At 57.6% G+C, this 20,838-nt stretch carries 21 protein-coding genes; 4 read left to right on the top strand and 17 right to left on the bottom strand.

Annotation, left to right across the window (positions count from 1 at the left end; translation table 11 throughout):
* The first annotated feature begins 242 nt into the window (after positions 1 to 242).
* Positions 243 to 758 (top strand): DUF2798 domain-containing protein, encoded by a 516-nt coding sequence (locus BLQ24_RS06530; protein ID WP_336433270.1) that lies wholly within the window; start codon positions 243 to 245, stop codon positions 756 to 758.
* 65 nt (positions 759 to 823) lie between these two features.
* Here BLQ24_RS06530 and BLQ24_RS06525 read toward each other — a convergent pair whose 3' ends face one another.
* From BLQ24_RS06525 to BLQ24_RS06460, 14 genes are all read right to left on the bottom strand, one after another.
* Entirely contained in the window at positions 824 to 1,306 is a 483-nt protein-coding gene (locus BLQ24_RS06525; RefSeq protein ID WP_090163876.1) for a prolyl-tRNA synthetase associated domain-containing protein, read from the bottom strand.
* 74 nt (positions 1,307 to 1,380) lie between these two features.
* The gene (fabZ, locus tag BLQ24_RS06520) at positions 1,381 to 1,812 is read right to left on the bottom strand and encodes a 3-hydroxyacyl-ACP dehydratase FabZ (RefSeq protein WP_090163875.1); all 432 of its coding nucleotides are present in this window, start codon (positions 1,810 to 1,812) and stop codon (positions 1,381 to 1,383) included.
* Positions 1,803 to 3,050, bottom strand: coding sequence for a beta-ketoacyl-ACP synthase II (gene fabF / locus BLQ24_RS06515; RefSeq protein ID WP_090163895.1), 1,248 nt, complete (start codon positions 3,048 to 3,050; stop codon positions 1,803 to 1,805). Before fabF ends, fabZ begins: the two co-directional genes overlap by 10 nt.
* Positions 3,051 to 3,087: 37 nt before the next feature.
* Positions 3,088 to 3,822, bottom strand: coding sequence for a 3-oxoacyl-[acyl-carrier-protein] reductase (fabG, locus tag BLQ24_RS06510; protein WP_090163873.1), 735 nt, complete (start codon positions 3,820 to 3,822; stop codon positions 3,088 to 3,090).
* The gene (fabD, locus tag BLQ24_RS06505; RefSeq protein WP_090163871.1) at positions 3,819 to 4,787 is read right to left on the bottom strand and encodes an ACP S-malonyltransferase; all 969 of its coding nucleotides are present in this window, start codon (positions 4,785 to 4,787) and stop codon (positions 3,819 to 3,821) included. The genes fabG and fabD overlap by 4 nt, the downstream gene beginning before the upstream one ends.
* A complete protein-coding gene (locus BLQ24_RS06500; RefSeq protein ID WP_090163869.1) occupies positions 4,784 to 5,818 on the bottom strand; it encodes an NAD(P)H-dependent flavin oxidoreductase in 1,035 nt (344 codons plus the stop codon). Before BLQ24_RS06500 ends, fabD begins: the two co-directional genes overlap by 4 nt.
* Positions 5,802 to 6,713 (bottom strand): nitronate monooxygenase, encoded by a 912-nt coding sequence (locus tag BLQ24_RS06495; protein WP_090163867.1) that lies wholly within the window; start codon positions 6,711 to 6,713, stop codon positions 5,802 to 5,804. The genes BLQ24_RS06500 and BLQ24_RS06495 overlap by 17 nt, the downstream gene beginning before the upstream one ends.
* 1 nt (position 6,714) lies before the next feature.
* Positions 6,715 to 7,659: a beta-ketoacyl-ACP synthase 3 gene (locus BLQ24_RS06490; protein WP_090163865.1), complete on the bottom strand. Its 945-nt coding sequence runs from the start codon at positions 7,657 to 7,659 to the stop codon at positions 6,715 to 6,717.
* A 7-nt stretch (positions 7,660 to 7,666) separates the two neighbouring features.
* Positions 7,667 to 8,464 carry an acetyl-CoA carboxylase carboxyl transferase subunit alpha gene (gene accA, locus BLQ24_RS06485; RefSeq protein WP_090163863.1) on the bottom strand — a complete coding sequence of 266 codons (798 nt, stop codon included), beginning with the start codon at positions 8,462 to 8,464 and terminating at the stop codon, positions 7,667 to 7,669.
* The gene (accD, locus tag BLQ24_RS06480) at positions 8,461 to 9,363 is read right to left on the bottom strand and encodes an acetyl-CoA carboxylase, carboxyltransferase subunit beta (RefSeq protein WP_242869607.1); all 903 of its coding nucleotides are present in this window, start codon (positions 9,361 to 9,363) and stop codon (positions 8,461 to 8,463) included. Before accD ends, accA begins: the two co-directional genes overlap by 4 nt.
* Complete coding sequence (accC, locus tag BLQ24_RS06475) at positions 9,363 to 10,769, bottom strand: acetyl-CoA carboxylase biotin carboxylase subunit (RefSeq protein ID WP_090163861.1); 1,407 nt, start codon at positions 10,767 to 10,769, stop codon at positions 9,363 to 9,365. The genes accD and accC overlap by 1 nt, the downstream gene beginning before the upstream one ends.
* Before the next feature lie 28 nt (positions 10,770 to 10,797).
* Positions 10,798 to 11,289, bottom strand: a complete 492-nt coding sequence (accB, locus tag BLQ24_RS06470; RefSeq protein ID WP_090163859.1) for an acetyl-CoA carboxylase biotin carboxyl carrier protein — start codon at positions 11,287 to 11,289, stop codon at positions 10,798 to 10,800.
* Positions 11,290 to 11,309: 20 nt separating this feature from the next.
* Positions 11,310 to 11,549 carry an acyl carrier protein gene (gene acpP / locus BLQ24_RS06465; RefSeq protein ID WP_090163891.1) on the bottom strand — a complete coding sequence of 80 codons (240 nt, stop codon included), beginning with the start codon at positions 11,547 to 11,549 and terminating at the stop codon, positions 11,310 to 11,312.
* Positions 11,550 to 12,461: 912 nt separating this feature from the next.
* Positions 12,462 to 12,956 (bottom strand): GNAT family N-acetyltransferase, encoded by a 495-nt coding sequence (locus BLQ24_RS06460; protein WP_090163857.1) that lies wholly within the window; start codon positions 12,954 to 12,956, stop codon positions 12,462 to 12,464.
* 324 nt (positions 12,957 to 13,280) lie between these two features.
* Here BLQ24_RS06460 and BLQ24_RS06455 point away from each other — a divergent pair, with 324 nt between their 5' ends.
* The gene (locus tag BLQ24_RS06455) at positions 13,281 to 14,612 is read left to right on the top strand and encodes a sodium:proton antiporter (protein WP_090163855.1); all 1,332 of its coding nucleotides are present in this window, start codon (positions 13,281 to 13,283) and stop codon (positions 14,610 to 14,612) included.
* Positions 14,613 to 14,627: 15 nt separating this feature from the next.
* On the top strand, positions 14,628 to 15,725 hold the full coding sequence (locus BLQ24_RS06450; protein WP_090163853.1) for a cytidylate kinase-like family protein: 1,098 nt from the start codon (positions 14,628 to 14,630) through the stop codon (positions 15,723 to 15,725).
* A 33-nt stretch (positions 15,726 to 15,758) separates the two neighbouring features.
* Here the strand turns inward: BLQ24_RS06450 and BLQ24_RS06445 are convergent, their stop codons facing one another.
* On the bottom strand, positions 15,759 to 16,454 hold the full coding sequence (locus BLQ24_RS06445; RefSeq protein WP_090163851.1) for a DNA alkylation repair protein: 696 nt from the start codon (positions 16,452 to 16,454) through the stop codon (positions 15,759 to 15,761).
* An 80-nt stretch (positions 16,455 to 16,534) separates the two neighbouring features.
* Complete coding sequence (locus tag BLQ24_RS06440; protein WP_090163849.1) at positions 16,535 to 17,857, bottom strand: MATE family efflux transporter; 1,323 nt, start codon at positions 17,855 to 17,857, stop codon at positions 16,535 to 16,537.
* Between the two features lie 184 nt (positions 17,858 to 18,041).
* Here BLQ24_RS06440 and BLQ24_RS06435 point away from each other — a divergent pair, with 184 nt between their 5' ends.
* Entirely contained in the window at positions 18,042 to 18,254 is a 213-nt protein-coding gene (locus BLQ24_RS06435) for an RDAC family protein (protein WP_090163847.1), read from the top strand.
* Positions 18,255 to 18,409: 155 nt separating this feature from the next.
* Here the strand turns inward: BLQ24_RS06435 and BLQ24_RS06430 are convergent, their stop codons facing one another.
* Positions 18,410 to 20,818 (bottom strand): LPXTG cell wall anchor domain-containing protein, encoded by a 2,409-nt coding sequence (locus BLQ24_RS06430; RefSeq protein ID WP_090163845.1) that lies wholly within the window; start codon positions 20,816 to 20,818, stop codon positions 18,410 to 18,412.
* Positions 20,819 to 20,838 lie beyond the last annotated feature (20 nt).

Below are 20,838 nucleotides of genomic sequence, written 5' to 3'. Positions count from 1 at the left end.
TCTCCGGCCGGGGACAACGGATCCCGCTGATCGTCTGTCCGGCGTGCCTCTTCGCCTGTATTCCGTACTGCATACACTTCGGCCTGTATCCTGATTTTGCCGAAAAAAAGTTCTTACATCCGATGTTTTTTCGTGCTACAATAGTGAACAATTGCACTGAACAGTCCTGCTGGTAATATTGGAAACGCACACTCCCGAGTGATAACGAACAACACAGCGAATCACGAAGGAGGTTTTTTTTGATGGAAAATATGCCGAGAACGAAAACGGAAGGTCTCTTCTTCAGCATCCTCATGACATTTCTGATGGTCTACGCCATGGTATGCTACAACATTGCCCTGAACCTGGGCGGAATGTCCAATCAGGTATTTCTGATGGCCTTCGGTGAATTGCGGATCATGTGGCCGGCCGCACTGATTCTGGAAATGCTGGTTCTGAGTAAGCCGGTCATGGCGCTGACCATGCGCGCCGTGACTCCGGAAATGCCGCCGATGATCATCATTCTGATCCGCAGTGCCATCACCGTCTGCCTGATGTGTCCGTCCATGAGTTTCATTGCAGCCGTTCTCTTCCAGGACGCCGGTGCCCAGCTCCCGGCCCTCTGGGTACAGACAGCCGTGTTCAACTTCCCGATGGCGCTGTGCTGGCAGCTCTGCTTCGCCGGCCCGATCGGCCGCGCCGTCTTCCGGCTCTTCTTCCGCCGGAAATCCGCCGCAGCGCCTCTCGCCGTGCGCCGGAACAGTACTGAGATCCAGTAGACTCCCTGTCCCGGGAAAATAACGGAAAACAGCCGGGGACTTCCGGCTCTGTTATCTGTCCGCCGTTATATGTCGATCCACTCCACAGGATTGCCGTGATCCTCGATCACCCGAACCAGATCTTCCGCCGCCAGCCAGATGGTGGCGGTGTTGTCATTCGGGTGTACGCCGATCAGGCCTCCCGCGAAGAAGCGATCGAGATATAACGTTATTTTTTTGTCCTCGTCCTGGAGAAGACCCAGGGGAGTCACCGCCCCCGGGACCAGGCCCATGCGTTCCATCAGCTGCGCAGGAGACGCAAAAGACAGGGGACGAAGTCCGTGGACCTTCCGGAATTCCTTCAGGTCCACCCGTTTCTCCCCTGCCACAGTGATCAGGTAAAAATTCTTTTTCTTGTCATCCCGCACGAACAGGTTCTTTCCGTCCCGGTCCGGGTACGGCAGGGAAACCTGCTCCAGTTCCGCCATATTGTATACGGCGGGATGATCCGTCACTTCGTAACGGATTCCGGCCCGGTCCAGATAGTCATACGTTTCCTGCTTGTTCATTCTGCCCCTCCTCCGGCGCTCTCCTCACCTGTTATCCATATTATTCGGTATGGAGAGACGGATTGCAAGGAATTTCACCGGTCTGCGATCGCGAAAGTGATTTCTCCCTTTGCCGCAATCTCCCCGTCCACCTTCGCCACGGCGCTGCCGAAACCCACAGATCCCCGCAGGGCGGTCAGTTCGCAGTACAGGTCCAGCACGTCTCCGGGAACCACCTGCCGGCGGAAACGGCAGTTCCGGACGCCGCCGAAAACGGCAATCTTTCCCCGATTCTCCTCCTGGGACAGCAGCGCCGCCGCCCCGGTCTGGGCCAGGGCCTCCAGGATCAGAACCCCGGGCATAATGTGCATTCCCGGGAAATGACCCAGAAACTGCATTTCGTTGGCCGAAACGCATTTCCGGCCCCTGGCCCATTTCCCCGGCTCCATATCCACGATCCGGTCCACCAGCAGGAACGGATAACGGTGGGGAAGGATTTCCTGTATCTGATTCGAATTTAGTTCCATGATTCTGCCCTCCTGAAAATCACCGATGCATTATGACCGCCGAAGCCCAGGGAATTGGACATGGCGCAGGCCGACCGGAATGGTTTCCCGGTGTTCGGCACCACATCCAGATCACAGTCCGGATCCGGCGTCTGATACCCGGCCGTCGGAGGAGCGAACTGATCCCGGAGTGCGTTCACCGTCAGAATCGCCTCCACACCCCCGGATGCCCCCAGCAGGTGTCCTGTCATGGACTTGGTGGAGGACATCAGCAGAGAATCCGCCGCCGGTCCGAAGGCCCGCTTCACAGCCGCCGTCTCACACCGGTCGTTCATCGGCGTGGAAGTGCCGTGGGCGTTGATATACCCCACCTCCGAAGGGGAAATCCCCGCATCCGCCAGCGCTGAAGTCATACAATATGCCGCACCGCTTCCGTCTTCCAGAGGCGCCGTGATGTGATGGGCATCACAGCTGACGCCGTAGCCTGCCACTTCCGCCAGAATCGGCGCCCCCCGCCGCAGGGCATGGCCGTATTCCTCCAGCACCAGAATACCGGCACCCTCTCCGATCACGAACCCGTCCCGGTTCCGGTCAAACGGCCGGGACGCCGTCTTCGGATCCGGATTCACGGACAGGGCCCGCATGGCAGTGAATCCGCCTACCCCCAGTTCGGAGATGCAGCTCTCCGTGCCTCCGGTGATCATGACATCCTGATATCCGTCCCGGATCTGGCGGAACGCTTCCCCGATGGCATTCGTGCCGGAAGCGCAGGCTGTGACAACACAGGTGCAGCTGCCCCGGAGCCCGTACCGGATGGCGATGGTTCCCGCCGCCATATTGGCGATGGACATGGGCACGAACAGCGGGGAAACCCGGTCGAACCCCTTCTCCATGCCCCGGTAATGTTCTTCTTCAATGGTGGGAAGACCGCCGATGCCGCTGGATACATTCACGCCGCAGCGGCTCGGATCCTCCTTCTCCATCCGGAGGCCGCTCTGCTTCACCGCCTCATCCGCTCCCACCATTGCCAGCTGGGTGAACCGGGCATTCCGCCGGGCGGTCATCCGGTCCATGTAGTCTGTCGGATCGAAGTGTTTCAGCTCTCCCGCCACCTGAACCCGGTGTCCTGACGGGTCATAGGACCGGATCCGGTCGATGCCGCATACCCCGGCCCGGGCATTTTCCCACATCTCTTCTGCGGTGTTTCCGATGGGGGACAGACCTCCCATTCCGGTCACCACGACTCTTCTTTTTTCCACGTTGTCGTCCTCCTCTGCCTTTCTTCCGCCGGGCATCCTACAGCATCCCGCCGTTCACGCCGATCACCTGACCGGTTACGTAGCCGGCTTCCTCCGACGCCAGGAAGGAAATCACATGCGCCACATCCTCCGGGGTTCCCAGCCGCCCCATGGGAATCCGGGCCTTCAGGCTTTCTGCCGCCTCCCGGGAGAGTGCCCTGGTCATATCGGTATCAATGAACCCCGGGGCGACCGCATTCACGGTAATGCCCTTTCCGGCGATTTCTTTCGCAAAAGCCTTCGTCATGCCGTTCACCCCCGCTTTGCTGGCAGCGTAATTCACCTGACCGGCATTTCCCATCTCTCCCACAATGCTGGAGAGATTGATGATTCTGCCGTACCGCTTCCGCATCATCGGCCGGGCGACGGCCTTCATCATCCGGAAGGTGCCCCGGAGATTCACGGCGATCACCTGATCGAAATCTTCTTCAGACATCCGGAGCAGCAGGTTGTCCCGGGTGATTCCCGCACTGTTCACCAGTACGTCCACCTGTCCGAAAGCATCCAGCGCTTCCTGCACAATCCGGTCACAGTCTTCCGGAACCGCCACACTTCCCTGAACAGTCACCACCCGGGCGCCCAGGCTCCGGCAGACGTCAGCCGCTTCTTCTGCCGCATCTGCGTTGGCAGAATAGTTCATCACGATGTTCATGGAACGTTCCGCCAGTTTCCGGCAAACCGCCCGTCCGATTCCCCGGCTGCCGCCTGTCACAATTGCTGTTCTTTCCGTCATTCTTCCTTCTCCTTTTCCCTCCGGCCCTCCGGGGTCTTCCCGGACAGTCCCAGACTTTCCAGTGCCGCCCGGAAATCTTCCACCGTACTCACGGAGCAGGTTTTCACCCGCCGGTCCATTTTCCGGACGAATCCGGCCAGTGCGCATCCCGGTCCGATTTCCAGGAAAGTGTCCACCCCCCGAGCCAGCATATACCGGATAGTTTCTTCGAACCGGACGCTGCCCGACACCTGCCGGACCAGCAGTTCCGGAATGGTTTCCCCGGCCTCCGCCGGCCGTCCCGTCACATTATGAATCACCGGGAAATCTTCCGCCTGAAAGACAGTCTTCCCCAGCACTTCTGCCATCGCGTCTCCGGCCGGCTTCATATACTGCGTATGAAACGGGCCGCTGACCGGAAGCGGCATGCAGCGGCGGGCCCCCCGCTCTTTCGCCAGGGCGGCCGCCCGGTCCACCGCCCCGCTCTCCCCGGCGATGACAATCTGCCCGGGACAGTTGTAATTGGCGATCTGAACGAATGCACTTTCCTCAGAAGCCTCTTCACAGCAGGATTCCACCGTTTCCGGATCCGCACCCAGCACAGCGGTCATGCCGCAGCGGATCCCCTTGGCCGCCTTCGCCATTTCCCGGCCCCTCCGGGTCACCAGCCGGATTGCGGTATCCTCATCCACAGCGCCGGATGCGCCCAGGGCCGAGTACTCTCCCAGACTCAGACCGGCGGCGCAGGCCGGCCGGAGGCCCTGTTCCCGGAAACAGGACCAGACCCCCAGACCGAAGGCCGTCATAATCGGCTGAGTGTTTTCAGTTTCCCTCAGCGCCTCTTCCGGACCGTTCCACGCCAGTTGTTTTTTGTCCTCCGGCAGCAGGTCGAAGACCGCCCGGAACGCCGGCATTTCCTCGTAGAAGTCCGCTCCCATGCCCGCCCGCTGGCTGCCCTGTCCGGCGAACAGTAATCCGATTTTCATGCTTTACACCAGCCTTTCTTCAGATCATTCATCACTTCCCGCACCGTCTCCATGCGGTTCACCTTCCCCACATTGGCGCCGCAGAAGAACAGCCCGTGTTCCCAGTCCCCCCGCCACGCAGCCCGCAGAGCAGCGGTAATGCAGTAAGGCGTGGTTTTCGGATCGCAGGTGTGGATGCAGCGGATGCAGCGGGAAGGGGGTGTCCGTTTCCCCGCCGCCCAAGCCCGGGTCAAGGGTGAGCGAAGGGCCCGGCCGGGCATTCCCACGGGGCTCTTCAGAATCACAACATCCTCCGGACGGGCGGCGATGATGGCTTCCTTGAATCCTGCGGAAGCATCACATTCGGGAGTGGCGATGAAACGGGTGGCCGCCTGCACGCCCCGGGCGCCCAGATCCAGCACCCGCCTCACATCCGAACCGTCGAAGATGCCTCCGGCGGCGAATACGGGAATACCGGAAACGGCCTCGATCACCTGCTTCAGAACCCGGTCCAGGTCCGGCGCACTCCCGCTACGGATCTCTTCCTCCCGGTATCCCAGGTGGCCGCCTGCCAGCACGCCCTCCACCACAATGAAGTCCGGCCTTCGGTTATAATGCCGCTGCCAGTGTTTCATGATCATGCGGGCGGCCCGGGCACCGGAAACGATCGGGGCGATCAGCACATCCTTCAGCATCGTACACTTCGGGAGATTCAGCGGGAGACCTGCACCGGAAATCACTGCGTCGATACCGGAGGAAACCGCCGCCCGTACCATTCTTTCGAAATTCGTCGTGGCCACCATGGCGTTGACAGCGATCATCCCCCGGCCGCCGGCGATCTTCCGGGCTTTCCGGATTTCCCGGGTGAGCGCCCGTTCATTGGCCGCCTCCGGATCTGTTTCAAAATCCGGTTCCCGGAAACCCACATCCGCAGTGGAGATAACCCCCATGCCTCCTTCCGCCGCAACGGCGCCGGCCAGGCCGCCCAGGGACACACCCACCCCCATACCGCCCTGAATGATCGGAAACTCCAGTTTATCCAAGCTCTTCATATTCCTTCATCATCCTTTCAATGATCGTACGGGCAGGCAGAATTTCATGCACCATGGCACTGACCTGACCGGCCATCAGGGAGCCGTTCCGGGTGTCCCCTTCGAGGACCGCTCTCCGCAGGGCGCCCAGGGTATAGCGCTCCAGTTCTTCGAAGCCGGCCCCTTCCTTCTCCCGCTTTACATACTGACGGGCCATGGGATTCTTCAGAACCCGCACCGGAGAAGCGCCGATCCGCCCGGTGACGATGGTGCTGTTGTCCCGGGCCTTCAGGACTTCCGCCTTGTAATTCTCGTGGATCGGACATTCTTCGCTGACCAGAAGGCAGGTGCCCACCTGTGCGCCGCAGGCTCCCAGAATCTCCGCCGCCCGAAGCTGCCGTCCGGTGGCGATGCCTCCCGCCCCGATCACCGGAACGTTCACCGCATCTGCCACCTGGGGCAGCAGCACCATGGTGGTGAGTTCTCCGATGTGGCCGCCGCTCTCACAGCCTTCTGCGATGATGCCGTCCACCCCCAGCCGTTCCAGGCGCCTGGCCAGGGCCACCGAGGAAACCACCGGGAACACCTTGATCCCGGCATCCTTCCACTGGTCAATGTATTTTCCCGGGTTTCCGGCACCGGTGGTGACCACGGAAACCCCTTCTTCCACACAGACCCGGGCGATTACGTCCGCATCCGGGTTCATCAGCATGATGTTGACGGCAAAAGGTTTCTTTGTGCGGGCTTTCGCCGTCCGCACATGCTTCCGCACCGTTTCCCCATCCATAGCGCCGGTTCCGATGGTTCCCAGAATGCCTGCATTGGACATATCTGCAGCAAAGGCGCCGGTAGCCACATTCGCCATGCCTCCCTGAATGATCGGAAATTCCGTTCCCAGTATCTGATTCAGATTCATTTCACACCTCTATATCTACTTCAATATACATACTTCCATAGGTCAGTCCTGCACCGAATCCCACAGCAAGAATCCGCTTTCTGCCCCGGAGCAGCCCTTTCTCTTCCATCTCCGAGAGAGCGATGGGAATCGACGCTGCGGACGTATTCCCATAGTGGTACAGGTTCTTGAAAAACTTCTTCTCCGGTTTCCCGAGCCGCCGGACTGCGCTGTCGATGATCCTTTCATTGGCCTGATGCAGCACATACCAGTCCACATCCTCCTCCGACAGACTGTTCTCCTCCATCAGAGCCCGGATTTCCGCCGGAACCCGGCTCACTGCAAACCGGTACACCTCCTGGCCGTTCATGTGAATCAGCCCCTGCTTCTGGTCACAGTACAGCACATCCCGGTCGGGAACACATCCGCCCCGGAACCGGAACACCGCCGATTCATCCCAGGCCAGCACGGCCGCCCCCGCACCGTCTCCGAACAGCACACAGGTGCTCCGGTCTTTCATATCCATGCGGGGACTGATCTTCTCACTGCCGATCACCAGTGCATATCCCTTTCCATCTCGGGAATGCAGCAGTCCGCCGGCCAGTTCACAGCCGTAGATGAATCCGGAGCAGGCACCGTTAATATCCAGCGCCAGCACATCCTGCCGGAGCCCCAGGCTTCCCGCTGCGGCGCAGGCAGTGGAAGGAGTCCGGTCATCCGGCGTGAAAGTACAGACGATCAGCCACCGGATTTCTTCCCGGGAAATTCCCGCCGAGGCGATCGCCTTCTCCGCTGCGGCGCAGGCCATATCCGTATTCGTCCGGTCCTCCGCAAAATACCGGGACCGGATCCCGGTCTTCTCCCGGATCCACCGGTCACTGGTATCCACGGTGCGGGCCATGTCCTCATTGGACACGCTGCGCCTTCCGTGGGCATACCCCAGCCCTTTCACTACGATTCCTGCCATATCCTGATCATCCTTTCTGCCTCTTTCCGCCGAACCTGCGGAATCTCCGGTACCGCTCCTTCACCAGAGCCTCCCCGCTCATACCGATCAGCGGCCGGAGTTCCCGGCGGATTCCCCGGTCCACCCGGTCGAAGAGCTGCCCCCGGTCTCCGTCTTCCGGAATCACCAGATCGCAGATGCCCAGTTCTTCCAGATCCCCGGCCGTCAGCTTCATCACTTCCGCCGCTTCCTCCCACCGGCCCGCATCCTTCCAGAGAATACTGGCGAATCCTTCCGGAGAGAGAATCGAGTAGATGCTGTTCTCCAGCATAATCACCCGGTCCGCCGCACCCAGGGCCAGAGCGCCGCCGCTGCCCCCTTCTCCGATGAATACCGCCACACTGGGAACCCGGAGACGGCTCATGGTCAGAATCGACCGGGCAATCGCCTCCCCCTGCCCCCGCTCTTCCGCATCCATTCCCGGGTAAGCCCCCGGCGTATCCACGAAAGTAATCACCGGCCGGCCGAACTTCTCCGCCTGCTTCATGAGACGGACGGCCTTCCGGTAACCTTCCGGGTCCGGCATCCCGAACCGGTACTTCACGTTCTCCTCCAGCGACCGTCCCTTCTGATGACCGATCACCGTCACCGGCATGTCATGGAACCACCCGATGCCCCCCAGCACACTGGGGTCCTCTCCAAACAGACGGTCCCCGGCCAGAGGCTGAAATCCCCGGATCAGAGCCTCCACATATTCTCCTGTCACCGGCCGCTTCGGATCCCTGGCCTTCCTGACCCGGTCCGCCGCACTCAGTTTCTCCTTCATCGTCTGTGCCCTCTCTTCTCATGCAGTTCCAAAAGGTCCGCCAGCGTCTGCCGCATTTCGCTCCGGGGAACCACCCGGTCCACGAAACCGTGCTCCTCCTGGAAGGCGGCCCGCTGAAACCCTTCCGGAAGCTCCTGCCGGATCGTCTGCCGGATCACCCGGGGCCCCGCGAACCCGATCAGCGCCTGCGGTTCCGCCAGAATGATGTCCCCCAGACTGGCAAAACTGGCGGTGACCCCGCCGGTGGTCGGATCGGTCAATACCGATATATATAGCAGCCCCGCATCCCCGTGCCGTCCGATCGCTGCAGCGGTCTTCGCCATCTGCATCAGAGACAAAATCCCCTCCTGCATCCTGGCGCCCCCGGAAGTAGCGAAAATCACCAGCGGCAGCCGTTTCTTCGTCGCATACTCCGCCGTCCGGGAAATCTTCTCCCCTACGGCGGTTCCCATACTGCCCATCAGAAACCGGCTGTCCATCACCGCCACCGCAGCCCGGTGTCCGCCGATCCTGCCGGTGCCGGTAACCACAGCTTCCCGCAGGCGGGAACGTTCCTCCGCCCGGCGGATCTGCTCCGGATACCCCGGAAACCCCAGCGGATCATCCCCCCGCACACTGCCGGCGAATTCCCGGAAACTCCGGTGATCCAGCGTCATGCGGATCCGGGCATGGGCCGGCATGCGGAAATGCCGGCCGCAGGCAGGGCAGACAAAAAAAGACTCCGCCAGCGTTCGCTTCGAATACCGGCTGCCGCAGGCCGGACAGGCCATTACTTCCTGCTCCTCCCGGCCGCCTCCGGCTCTCCTGTGGATCTTCCCGAAAAGCCGGTCCAGATTATCCAGAAATACACTTCGTTCCTGAAACGGATCCATCTTCACCTCCCGCAGCGCCCGCCGCATTACTTCACTTCCTCCGCTGCCCCTCCGGCACCCGCCGCATCCACGGCGCTGCACATCTTCACCAGCTGGTCCAGATTCTCTTCCAGAAATCCCGTATCATAGTCACCCCGCAGGAATGCGCCGTTATACATCATCAGATACTGCACAGGCAGAGTGGAGGAAACACCGCCGATGATGGTCTCCGCCAGCGCCCGGCGCATCTTCCGGACCGCTTCCAGTCTGGTATCCCCGCGGACAATAATCTTCGCGATCATCGGGTCATAGAACGGGCTGATCCCGCATCCGCTGTATAATGCGCTGTCCACCCGTACCCCGTTCCCGTCGGGGAAATGCAGGAAACGGACCTTCCCGGGATCCGGGGTGAACCCCGCCTCCGGTTTCTCCGCCGTGATCCGGCATTCAATGGCATGGCCCCGGATCTCCACATCCTCCTGGGACAAACTCAATTTCTGTCCTGCCGCAATCCGGAGCTGCTCCCGGATGAGATTTACACCGGTCACCATTTCCGTCACCGGGTGCTCCACCTGTATCCGGGTATTCATTTCAATGAAGTAGAAATTTCCCTCCCGGTCTGTCACGAACTCCACCGTTCCGGCATTTTCATATCCTGCCGCCACAGCCGCCCGCACTGCCGCCCGGCCCATCTCATCCCGCATTTCCCGGGAAATGCCCCAGGCCGGTGCCTCCTCCAGCATCTTCTGATTCCGGCGCTGGATCGAACAGTTCCGCTCTCCTAAATGAATCGTGTTGCCGTACCGGTCCGCCAGAATCTGAAATTCAATGTGCTTCGGGGAAAGAATCAGTTTCTCCACATACATCTCCCCATTGCCGAAACAGGTCTCTGCCTCCCGGGAAGCGGCGGTGAATGCCTCCAGCGCTTCTTCGTGACTGTCCGCCCGGCGCATGCCCCGGCCGCCGCCGCCGGCTGAAGCTTTCAGCAAAACCGGATACCCGATCCGATCGCCGACAGCAGCCGCTTCCTCCGCCGTCTTCACAGTTCCGTCGGAACCCGGCACCGTGGGAACACCGGCTTTTTCCATCAGTTCCCGGGCCCGTGCCTTGTTCCCCATCTGATCGATCGTCTCCGGAGAGGGTCCGATAAATACCAGGCCTGCCTCCCGGCATTCCCGGGCGAACCCGCTGTTTTCTGACAAAAAACCAAACCCCGGATGAATGCCGTCGCACCCGGTGCGAAGCGCCGCTTCGATAATGTTTCCGGTGTTCAGATAACTGTCTTCCGCCCGGGGACCGCCGATACAGACCGAACGGGCCGCCAGCTTCCGGTGAAGACTGTCCCGGTCCGCCGTGGAATATACCGCCACCGGCTGAATACCGTTGTCATAACATTCCCGGATAATGCGCACCGCAATCTCTCCCCGGTTGGCAATCAGCACTTTCTTCAACATAGTTCCACCCTCACGAATTCTTCCCGTCTCACTTCGCTTCGATCTCGAACAAAACCTGATCAAACTCCACCAGTTCCCCGTTCCTGCCGTGTATGGCACGGACAATCCCGTCCACCGGGGAAGTCAGTTCATTCATCATCTTCATCGCTTCCACCAGACAGAGCACCTGCCCCTTCCGCACTTCCTGCCCCACCTGAACGAAAGGCGGTTCCTCCGGCTTCGGCGCCGCATAGAACACCCCCACCAGCGGCGCCTTCACCTGAGCCGACGCAGCGGAGGCCGGGCTGCAGGCGGTCGATGGGCTGCAGGCGGTCGGCGCAGCAGAACCGGCCGACACAGCAGAACCGGCCGACGGACTGCTGCAGGCGCTCGACACAGCAGAACCGGCCGACGCAGGCAATGCGCCCGGCGTCAGGGCCCGCTCAAGTCGGATCTTCAGATCCCCCTCTTCCAGATGCAGCAGCGTCAGCGATGACCCTTCGAACCGGTCGATCAATTCATAAAGCTTTGTATCTTCCATACTATCCGCCCGTCTTCCAGCTACTTCGCCGCAGTGTTCTTTTCCACACAATTGACGATATCCTGCACCGTAATGAGTTTCTTCAGATCCTCATCGTCAATCTTGATATCGAACGCCTCTTCGATTGCCATAGCCAGCTCCACCGCATCCAAAGAATCAATTCCCAGATCCTCCTTCAACTTCGCTTCCGGCGTGATCTTCGCTTCGTCCACTCCCAGAAAATCGACAATCTGCCCCTTGATTTCATCAAAATACTTCATAATGTTTCCTTTCCGTACGGCAGCCGATACCGGCATCCGCCTTCTCCTTGTTCAATAATTTTATTTAATATTTTTTAGTTAAAATACTTTAAGCATATTACCATCCAATTTCACGTACGTCAACTCCTGTTTTCGATTCCTTCTGTCGAGGCGGTTCACTGCGCGGTCTGGCCGATCTGCTGCGCGGTCTGGCCGATCTGCTACGCGGTCTGGCCGATCTACTGCGTAATTTCACGAATTAAATCACTAAAGCAAAGAGTGCGCAAACGCAGTAAAACCGTCCTTCATTAGGCTCAGAAGAGCAACCTAACTTACAGATTGTATGCAATCAGGGCGTTTCATGGGACCGGATGGCAGGCTTGTATGCGGTTTTCGTGTATACTGTATGGAGAAGGTGCGGAATTGCCCAAATATGCCCGAATCGCACCTAAATCACGGTTTCGAGGGTGCGAAAACAAAAGAAAATCCCGGTTAATTTATCCCGGCGGCCTCCGAAGGTGCGATTCTGACGAAAAGCCGTTTTCCGCACCTAAACTTGGCGGGAAGATCGGATACACTTTTTTGTGATAGACAAAAAATAGCCCAGCTTCCGATCGGTCATTCCGGAGCCAACTGTGACATGCTCGGAGAACGAACGGAAAAGCCGGTGATTGTATTTGATATATGTGTGTTGAGTAGAATAATTACGATGTTAAAATTTACCATCAATGCGGCGAAGTGCGGAAATGAAGTTTTTCGTAATTTCGCACCCGGCGAAATCGTGTCGCCCCTGATTTTCACCTGAATCGGCCGTAAATGGGTGCGAAATCCAGAAAAAATGGATTTCCGCACTCGCCCGGACGGCCAGCCAACCAACCAGCCCGGGGGTCCGTACTCCCGTCAGCCGAACGCACTCGCCCGGGCCGAACGCTATCACCTTCGCTGTTTAAGATCCAGGCTCAGATAGATAGAAGTGTCCATGGGACTGTCGTTGTACCGTTCGATTGGAACGAATCCCAGCTCCTGATACATGTGAATCGCCCGCTTCAGGAACGGCAGTGTGTCCAGCCTGAGCTCTGTGTATCCGATGCTCTTTGCATCCAGTATAATTCGCTCTGTCAGCTGCTTTCCAAGCCGGCGGCCCCGGAATTCCGGTTTTACATAGAGCCGTTTCAGCTCACCGCAGTTCTCATCCAGTTTTCGAAGCCCCACGGTGCCGGCCGCTGTGCCGTCCACGAATGCCAGGTAGAGCCGACCATCCGGCAATCCGTATTTCTTTTCCAGATGTTTCAGCTCATCATCATAATGCTGCAGTTCCAGAAACGCAGCAAAATGCGGGTCTTCCCTGACCAGCATTTCCGTATATTCATTAAACAGTTCCCGGATCTCCTCCGGATGATCGTAGGCCAGCACCAGTTCTGTGCTCATTTCTTGCCTCCATGTGCGCCTTGCTGCGCCTGATAGAAATTGATTGTGCGTAATTCACCTCTCGCACCGCTTTTCCTTATTGTACCACATCTCCCGGCCGCCTGCTCCTTTCTGACCGCACGCTCATAGGCCGGCCGCACGCTCATGGGCCGGCCGCCCCATGTAAAGAAATTGTTATATTTTTTCACAATTCCCGCTTTTCCGTGGTAAAATGGAGGTTGGGACCGTTTTTCGGCGCAGGGGAGCACCCTCCGGCGGCCGGAGTCCCCTGATTATTTTTGTTGTTTTGGTATTATATTTGTTTATCTTCTCGGAGAAATTATCATGCAAGAACCTCTGTGGACCTGCATTCCCTTCGTCGGAATGCTGCTATCGATTGCGCTGTTCCCGATCCTGAATCCCCGGATCTGGGAGAAACACATGCCACTGATAACCGGATTCTGGGCTGTTCTGGCTGTCGTTTTGCTTTCTGTGAAGTACGGCATCGCCTCGGGCCTGGAGACTGCTGCGGACGGTATCGTCAACGACTATCTCACCTTCATTGTTCTGCTGCTGGGACTGTACTGTGTCGCCGGCAACATCCGGTTTGAAGGCGATCTGGCAGGATCCCCCCGGATCAATGTTTTTTTGCTGCTGGTGGGCACGCTGCTGTCCAGCTTCATCGGCACCACCGGGTCCAGCATGCTGATGATCCGGCCGGTCATCCAGATGAATTCCTGGCGCACCCGCCGTCATCATATTATGATTTTTTTCATTTTTCTCATTTCCAATATCGGCGGCTGTCTCACACCGGTGGGAGATCCGCCGCTGCTGATGGGATTCATGCAGGGCGTTCCGTTCGCCTGGAGCTTCCGCCTGTTTCCGGTCATGATTCTGAACACGGCGGTTCTCCTGTTTGTGTTCTACCGAATCGACCGGAAAGCATACCGGAAGGACATCGAAGAGGGCTGCCGTCCGGATCTCAGTAAGCCGGATACCACCCTGAAACTGGAAGGGGTTCACAACCTGCTGTTCCTCCTCATGATCATCTGTGCAGTGCTGATCAGCGGAATCCTGCCGAACTATGCGTTCTTCAAAGGTAAAGGGATTCCCATCACCCCGACGCTGAAGTTCCCGCTGACCAGCGTGGTTGAAGTGGCCATCATCCTGCTAGCTGCCTGGCTCTCCTTCCGCACCACCCCCCGGGAAGTCCGCCGGCGCAACCACTTCACCTGGGGCGCCATCCAGGAAGTTGCCGTCCTTTTCATCGGCATCTTCATCACCATGCAGCCGGCCCTGATCGTTCTGAAGCATCTGGGACCTGAAATGGACATTGACAAGCCGTACCAGATGTTCGTTCTCACCGGCCTGCTCTCCAGTTTCCTGGACAACACGCCGACCTACATGGTGTTCCTGACCACCGCCGGATCCCTGCATTTCACCCAGGGCATCCACACCCTGCTGGGCACCGTGCCGGCGGAAATGCTGGCGGCCATCTCCTGCGGCGCTGTCTTCATGGGAGCCAACACCTACATCGGCAATGCCCCGAACTTCATGGTGAAGTCCATGTCTGACGAGAACGGCATCCGCATGCCGTCCTTCTTCGGGTACATGAAGTGGTCTGTCTGCATCCTGGGTCCGGTGTTTCTGCTGGATGCACTGCTGTTTTTCCGTTAAGAGAGGAGGTCCGGCATGAGTAAGGACAAAAAAAACAAGGATATTCGTCCGTCCGTCCCGAAGGACACTTCGGAAAGCGGCACAGAGGGGAAAAAAATCAGCGCCCGGGAACTGGCCGGGAAGCTGTATGATCTGGACAAGCTGGTCTACGAACTGAGCGGATCTTCTCTGGGAAGGGTGTTCACCAACGACCGGGAGCGCAACGTGACCATCATCGAGAAAGCGCTGAATGAGAACGGCGAGCACATCATCCGCAGCGAACTGGCGCTGATCGGCAACATGGCCCGCAGCATTCAGGACGAGGAGGATCATTACCGGGCTTTGTCTGCGTATAACGAACTGTTTAATGAATTCCGGGAGATCGCAGCCCACCCCGGCACGCTGGTGGCTTCTGAACGGGATGTACAGCTGAATGAGCTGAACCTGCACAACCGGTTCAGCCGGAAGGACCGGCTGATCATCTGCATCAACCGGACCTACGGCAGTGCAGCTAACAACGTGGGACTGGGCATCGCCGATGCGCTGCATATCGACTACTATGATGCCGATATTTTCATGCGGGTGCTGCAGCGGACTGCGGGCGAAGGCGGAGCCGTGCCGCTGACCCGGTCGGAAACCGACATCATCAATGCCCAGATCGGCGCCGGCAACCCGGCTCTCTCCTACCGTCCCCAGAACCTGACCTGGCAGGAGCATCTGCAGCGCTTCCGCCGTTACCACGGCCTGTCTGCCCGGGACGCATACTTTTTCGCTGAATCCGAGCTGCTGCTGGACATGGCAAAGGAGCAGGATTTCGTCATCATGGGCCGCTGCGCCGATATCGTCATGCGGAACAACAACATTCCCCATGTCAGCATTTTCCTGACCGCCCCGGAAAAACAGCGGATCCGCCGGATCATGGAAGTCAATCAGGTGGACGAGCGCACCGCCCGCCGTCAGATGCATCAGGCGGACCGGCACCGGGCGGAGTACTACGAATTCTTCACGAATCACCGCTGGGATGACGCCGCCAACTACGATATTACCCTGAACACCTCCATGTTCGGCGTACAGGGTTCCATTGATTTCCTGCTGCAGATTCTGGAGAACGCAGGGCTGGGAGGAAAGCGATAGAGATCGCTTTCCCCTTTTCTTTTTTGTCCCCGGTCATTTCCCCCGGCGGACCCGAAGACTGCGCAGAACTTCCTTGTGTTCCGGCGTAACCCGGAAACTCTCCAGGGCTTTCTGAATCGCCTTGTTATGGGTCCAGCCCGAAAGCCGCCGGTTCTCCATCAGCGGCAGCGCCGCATCATACTGCTTCGCCAGGGCCGTGGCGAAATACCAGGCAATCATCATATTGACATAGTATTCCTCTGACCGGAGAGCTGCCACCATCTCCAGATAGGCCGGATCGAAGTCCTCATCCAGGAAATGCTGCATCAGCATGCCGATGCCGAACCGGATCGTGTAGGTTTCCTTCGACCGGATCCATTCCGGAATCCTGAGAAGCAGCTCCTTCCGGTGCTTTCGGAACACCTTCGGGGAGAGCTGGTCGCAGGTGGCCCAGTTGTCAATGTACGGCAGAAACCGCTCCACTTCCTCCATGCACCGGGGAAAATCTTTCATCTCCGACAGCAGGAAGGCATGCAGCTGGTTTTCGTCGAAATACCGGTGGGGCAGTTCCGCCAGAAAGGACGCACTGTCCCCGCTCTTCCCCATCTCCTTCGCCAGCTTCCGCAGCGCCGGGGTCCGGACGCCGATCATCCGTTCCGGGTCCACCGTGGGCATGAGCCGGCTCTGAAAATCCCGGTATTTCCGGTCCTGCATGAGAAACAGCTCCTTCCTGATTTCTTCCGTCCGCATGGAAGACTCCTTTCGATTTCTACTCTGCCGTCGGGCCGGAAGGCCCTTCGATTCCTGTTCTGTGCTGTTTCGGAACGGATTCAGTTATTTTTTGTCCTTCCGCCGAACTCCCTTCTCATCACCCACGCTGCGCACACCGCCGTCTGCACCTCCGCAATCAGCATGGCGAACCAGATAGCATCCCCGCCGATCCATGTGGTGATGACGCAGCCGACGAGCAGGAACACCGAGGCCCTGAGTCCGGACAGAATAATGCCCGGCAAAGGCTTCTCCAGCCCGGTCACCGTAATGGAAATCACCACCGTGAAGCCGTCCAGAACCGCAAACAGCAGGTAATACCGCATCATCTCCGCCGTGTAGCCGATCAGGCTGTCGGCGTCCCCCTTCAGAAAAATGGTCGCATAGGTCCGGGAGAAAATGCACACCAAAATATATAGAATCAGTTCCAGGGAGATTCCCGTCACCAGCTGATACTTCAGCAGTTTCCGGATCGCCTTCCGGTCTCCCCGGCCGTTTTGGAAGCTGATCAGCGGCTGAGCGCCCTGGGCCACCCCCACGGCCAGGACGATCAGCACCCCCGCCATATACGCCATGGCGGAGAAGGCCACCAGACCGTCCTCCCCCAGATTATAATCCACGAAGTGAACCAGAATGAACGTGATCAGCCCCGGAGAAAGTTCCATGACCCCGGAAGGCATCCCCCGGTACATGGATCCGGTCACCGTTCTTCCATCCCAGTGGAAATGCCGGAATTTGATGTTTCCCTTCGGCCCCAGAAAGTGGAACAGGTACACCACCGTCACCAGCAGCTGGGACAGCCCGGTGGCGAAGGCCGCTCCGAACACACCCCAGTGGAACACGAAGATGAACAGATAATCCATCACGAAATTCCCGATGACGCCGAGCGCCACGATTTTTGTGGCTTCTGCCGGGAATCCGTCCACCGCGATCAGAATTTCAAACAGATAGGAATAGATGAAAAACACCGAGAACGGTGCGATCGTCCGGACGTAGTGCAGGACGTATTCCTTCGTGTTCGGTGTGGCGCCAAGCAGATCGGCAAAAGGCGATGTGAAGGCGATCGCCAGCACCGTTATCACCAGCGACAGCACCGTCGCCACAGCGAAATTCATAGAAAAAATTTCCGATGCCTGCTCTGGATGTCCCTCCCCCCGGAGCCGGGATACCTGGGTGGACGTTCCCACCGCCAGGGTGATGGAAATGGCAAAAAGCAGTGTGACAAAAGGCGCCGAAATATTCACCCCGGCCAGCGCCCGGGCATTTACGCCCCGGGCCACGAAAATGGCATCCACCAGTGTGTACAGCATGAACACCATCTGAGACACAATCGACGGGACGATATAATGAATGAATTTTTTGCGCAGTGCACTGTTATCCGACATAACTTCTCCTGTTATTCTGATTCTTCCGTTGATCAACGACTTGAGCAGTAATTATAACACAGAACGGAGAGAGATTCACCTGCCGGCGCTTCCCGTACCGGAAAGCGGGTATTATAATGTATGCGAATCAATTCCATCAGAAGGCGGCGGCCGGGCCGGCGCCCATGACACAGGAGGTACATCCATGATAATCACACTGATCGATGCGGGGCAGCTGCAGCGGGAGATAGAGGAACAATTCAACGTGCACATCCATATTCACGACACCTGCGGCGGGTTCTATTTCACGCTGGATGAACCAAACGAGGCCGTCGCAGCCTACCTCACCGAATTTCTAACTGCCCGGGGAGAGAAAGTGACCCGCACCGACGACGGACTGGCCTTCGGACTGGCCTGAACGGCGAAATTAACAGGCGGGGGGACGCCGGATGAAGGAAATCGATTCCATCATCCGGCGGTCCCCCCGCCCTCTGGGGATACCTGAAGGAAGGACATTTCGCAGGCGTCCCATCTTAATTGAATGTGCTAAATGCTGGTGTCTTGCAAACGAGGCTACTTGTCGTTATTCTTCCGTTTCCGGAGGACGACGCCGGCTGCCGTCATACTCAGAACCAGGCCGAACCCATGCAGTGGAATATTCGTCTCATCTCCAGTCTGCGGTACGGACGTTTTCAGCATAACCGGTCCGTTCGGCTGCATTGCCGGTGCGACCGGTTTCTCTGCGGTCCCTGCCGGACTGTCTGGCTGTACCGGAGCATCCGGTTCTTCCGGTGTATTTGGTTCTTCCGGCGTATCCGGCAATTCCGGTGGATCCGGTTCCGCCGGTACGTCCGGCGTCTCCGGTTCTGCCGGTGTCGGCGGAACGACCGGTGAATCGGCTTTCGTTGCGACGATATGTCCCCGGTACCACGGCGTCAGCACGGTTCTTTCTTCGTTATAGGATCCGGTCACACGATATGACGTTGCATCTCTGGTCTGCTCATGCAGGATAATCTGGTATCCGTAAACCGGCACCTGGCGCTCCACTTCGACGCTTTCTGTATAACTTCCATCCACACTGTAAGTCGTCGGATTTCGTGTTTCCTTGTACTCCACAACCTTGTACCCGTACACCGGGATCTCCTTCGTTCCCGGAACAGTGTACTGATATTCCAGATTTGTTGTGTTCTTCGTCACCTTGAAAGTATCTTCCTTCTTCTCCGCCAGACCTTCCACAACAAACATCTGATTCAGGAATGTTTCTGTGATTTCGTTTTCCAGAATCGAGAAGCGAAGGTCATATCCATGTCCCTGTCCCCAGTGCTGACAGGCATTGATGGTATTGTTGAATCCCTTTTCTTGTGCAGCCTGCCACGTTCTGGCATCTTCGTTGAGATAACCCTGCATCTGGAATTCTTTCGTGACCGTTTCACCGGATTCCGTTTTGAAAGTGTACGTACCGGTCAATGTGACGAGAGAATTGTTCGTAATCCGGATTCCGGTGTTACGATACTCCTTATAGCCATTGTCCCAGGTCGCACCAAAGCCGCACACCTTCAACTTCGTTGTCTTCCCTTCCGTCGTTACCGTACCGCCGGTGAGTTCGATTCCTGAATCCGAAGAAATCTGAACGATATCCAGATGGTCATAGCGCCATGGATTCGAGTCCGGATTTTCTTTCAATGCAACAGAAGACAGCTCATACACTGTACTGGTTTCTTCCTGAGAAACATCCTTCACCTCCGCCTGGATCGTCCATTCCCCTTCAGTGATACCCTTCTTCTCCAGATAGATCTGCAATGCTTCATTCGCTTCTTCACGGCTCTTGAAGGTTCTTCCTTTGAATGCTTCCGTGATATCTTCCAAAGCGATTACCTTCACATCACCCTTCTCAATGGTCCAGGAATGCTCCTTATCCCCGTCTTCGTACGTCGTTCCCGGCTTTTCCCCGTTCAGAAAGGCGTCAACCTCTTCCGAAGTTGCATTTTCTAAGACAGTATCCGAGACAGACTCTCCTCTCAATACCGTAACTTCAGTCGGATTCTTCCCGTCCCTGCTGTCTATTTCATGTTTTTCATTTGCTTCATTCCGGGTTTCAAAATACTTCGTTTCATTCCCTGACGGGTCTGAAACGGTCTTCGATCCAGTGGTGTTCTCTGATTCCGCTGTATACCGCTCGGTGTCCGTGCTTTTCTGCTTCAGCTGTTCAATCATCGCATTGATTGCATCGCTCAACGCATGGTTACGGTCATCCTCCGACTCATACATGTTGTCAGAATCCAGTTCCCCTACCTTCTCCTTATTTCCCCAGTTCTCATTCTCTCCCTGGGATGGTGTGATGGCTGCCTGACCGGAAAGATTTCTCTCGATTTCTGTTTTTTTCTGCTCCGCCGCATCCATGGTCAAACCTTCTTCATGGATATCCCTGGTCTGCTGTGTCTGCTCCTTCACCGTCTTCGTGGCATCCGTATCCTTCTTCTCTACAGAATACTTCTTCGTGTCCGTATTTTCCGGCTTTTCCTGATTCACTTTCTCATAATCTGCGTCCCTCTTGGTATCCCGCTCCTCCTTGGATTGATACGGATTGTCCGACTGATCCACCTTCGTTTCCGGCGTACCGTCTGCCCAGTTTTCATCCGATTTCTGGGACTCCTGCACCACAGCAGATCCGCCTTTCCCCCGGACCTCTTCAGCCTTCGCATTCGCATCTTCCTGCTTCTGATAAGTTTCATCTATAGTCTTCATTTCGGTAGTTGTGGATGAAGTGGTTCCACTCTCCACCTTCGTCCTCTCTGTGTCTACGGTATACCCGTCTTTCTCTGCGCTGGTCTTCTCTGCTTCCACCCAGTCCTGGGCATCCTTCTCCTGCGCATACTGTTCCGAGGTCTTGTCAATCGACAATCCCAATACTGTCACCGGACTCATCACAACTGCGGTGGTCGCTGACAGTGCTACTGCGATCAGTGCCTGTCTTCTTTTCATAATGCATCCTTCCTTTCTCA

This window comes from Eubacterium pyruvativorans (genome assembly GCF_900102225.1).
In the GTDB taxonomy this organism is placed as follows: domain Bacteria; phylum Bacillota; class Clostridia; order Peptostreptococcales; family Anaerovoracaceae; genus Aminicella; species Aminicella pyruvativorans.
Note: the sequence above shows the minus strand (reverse complement) of the source record. Positions and strands in the feature narration are given on the sequence as shown.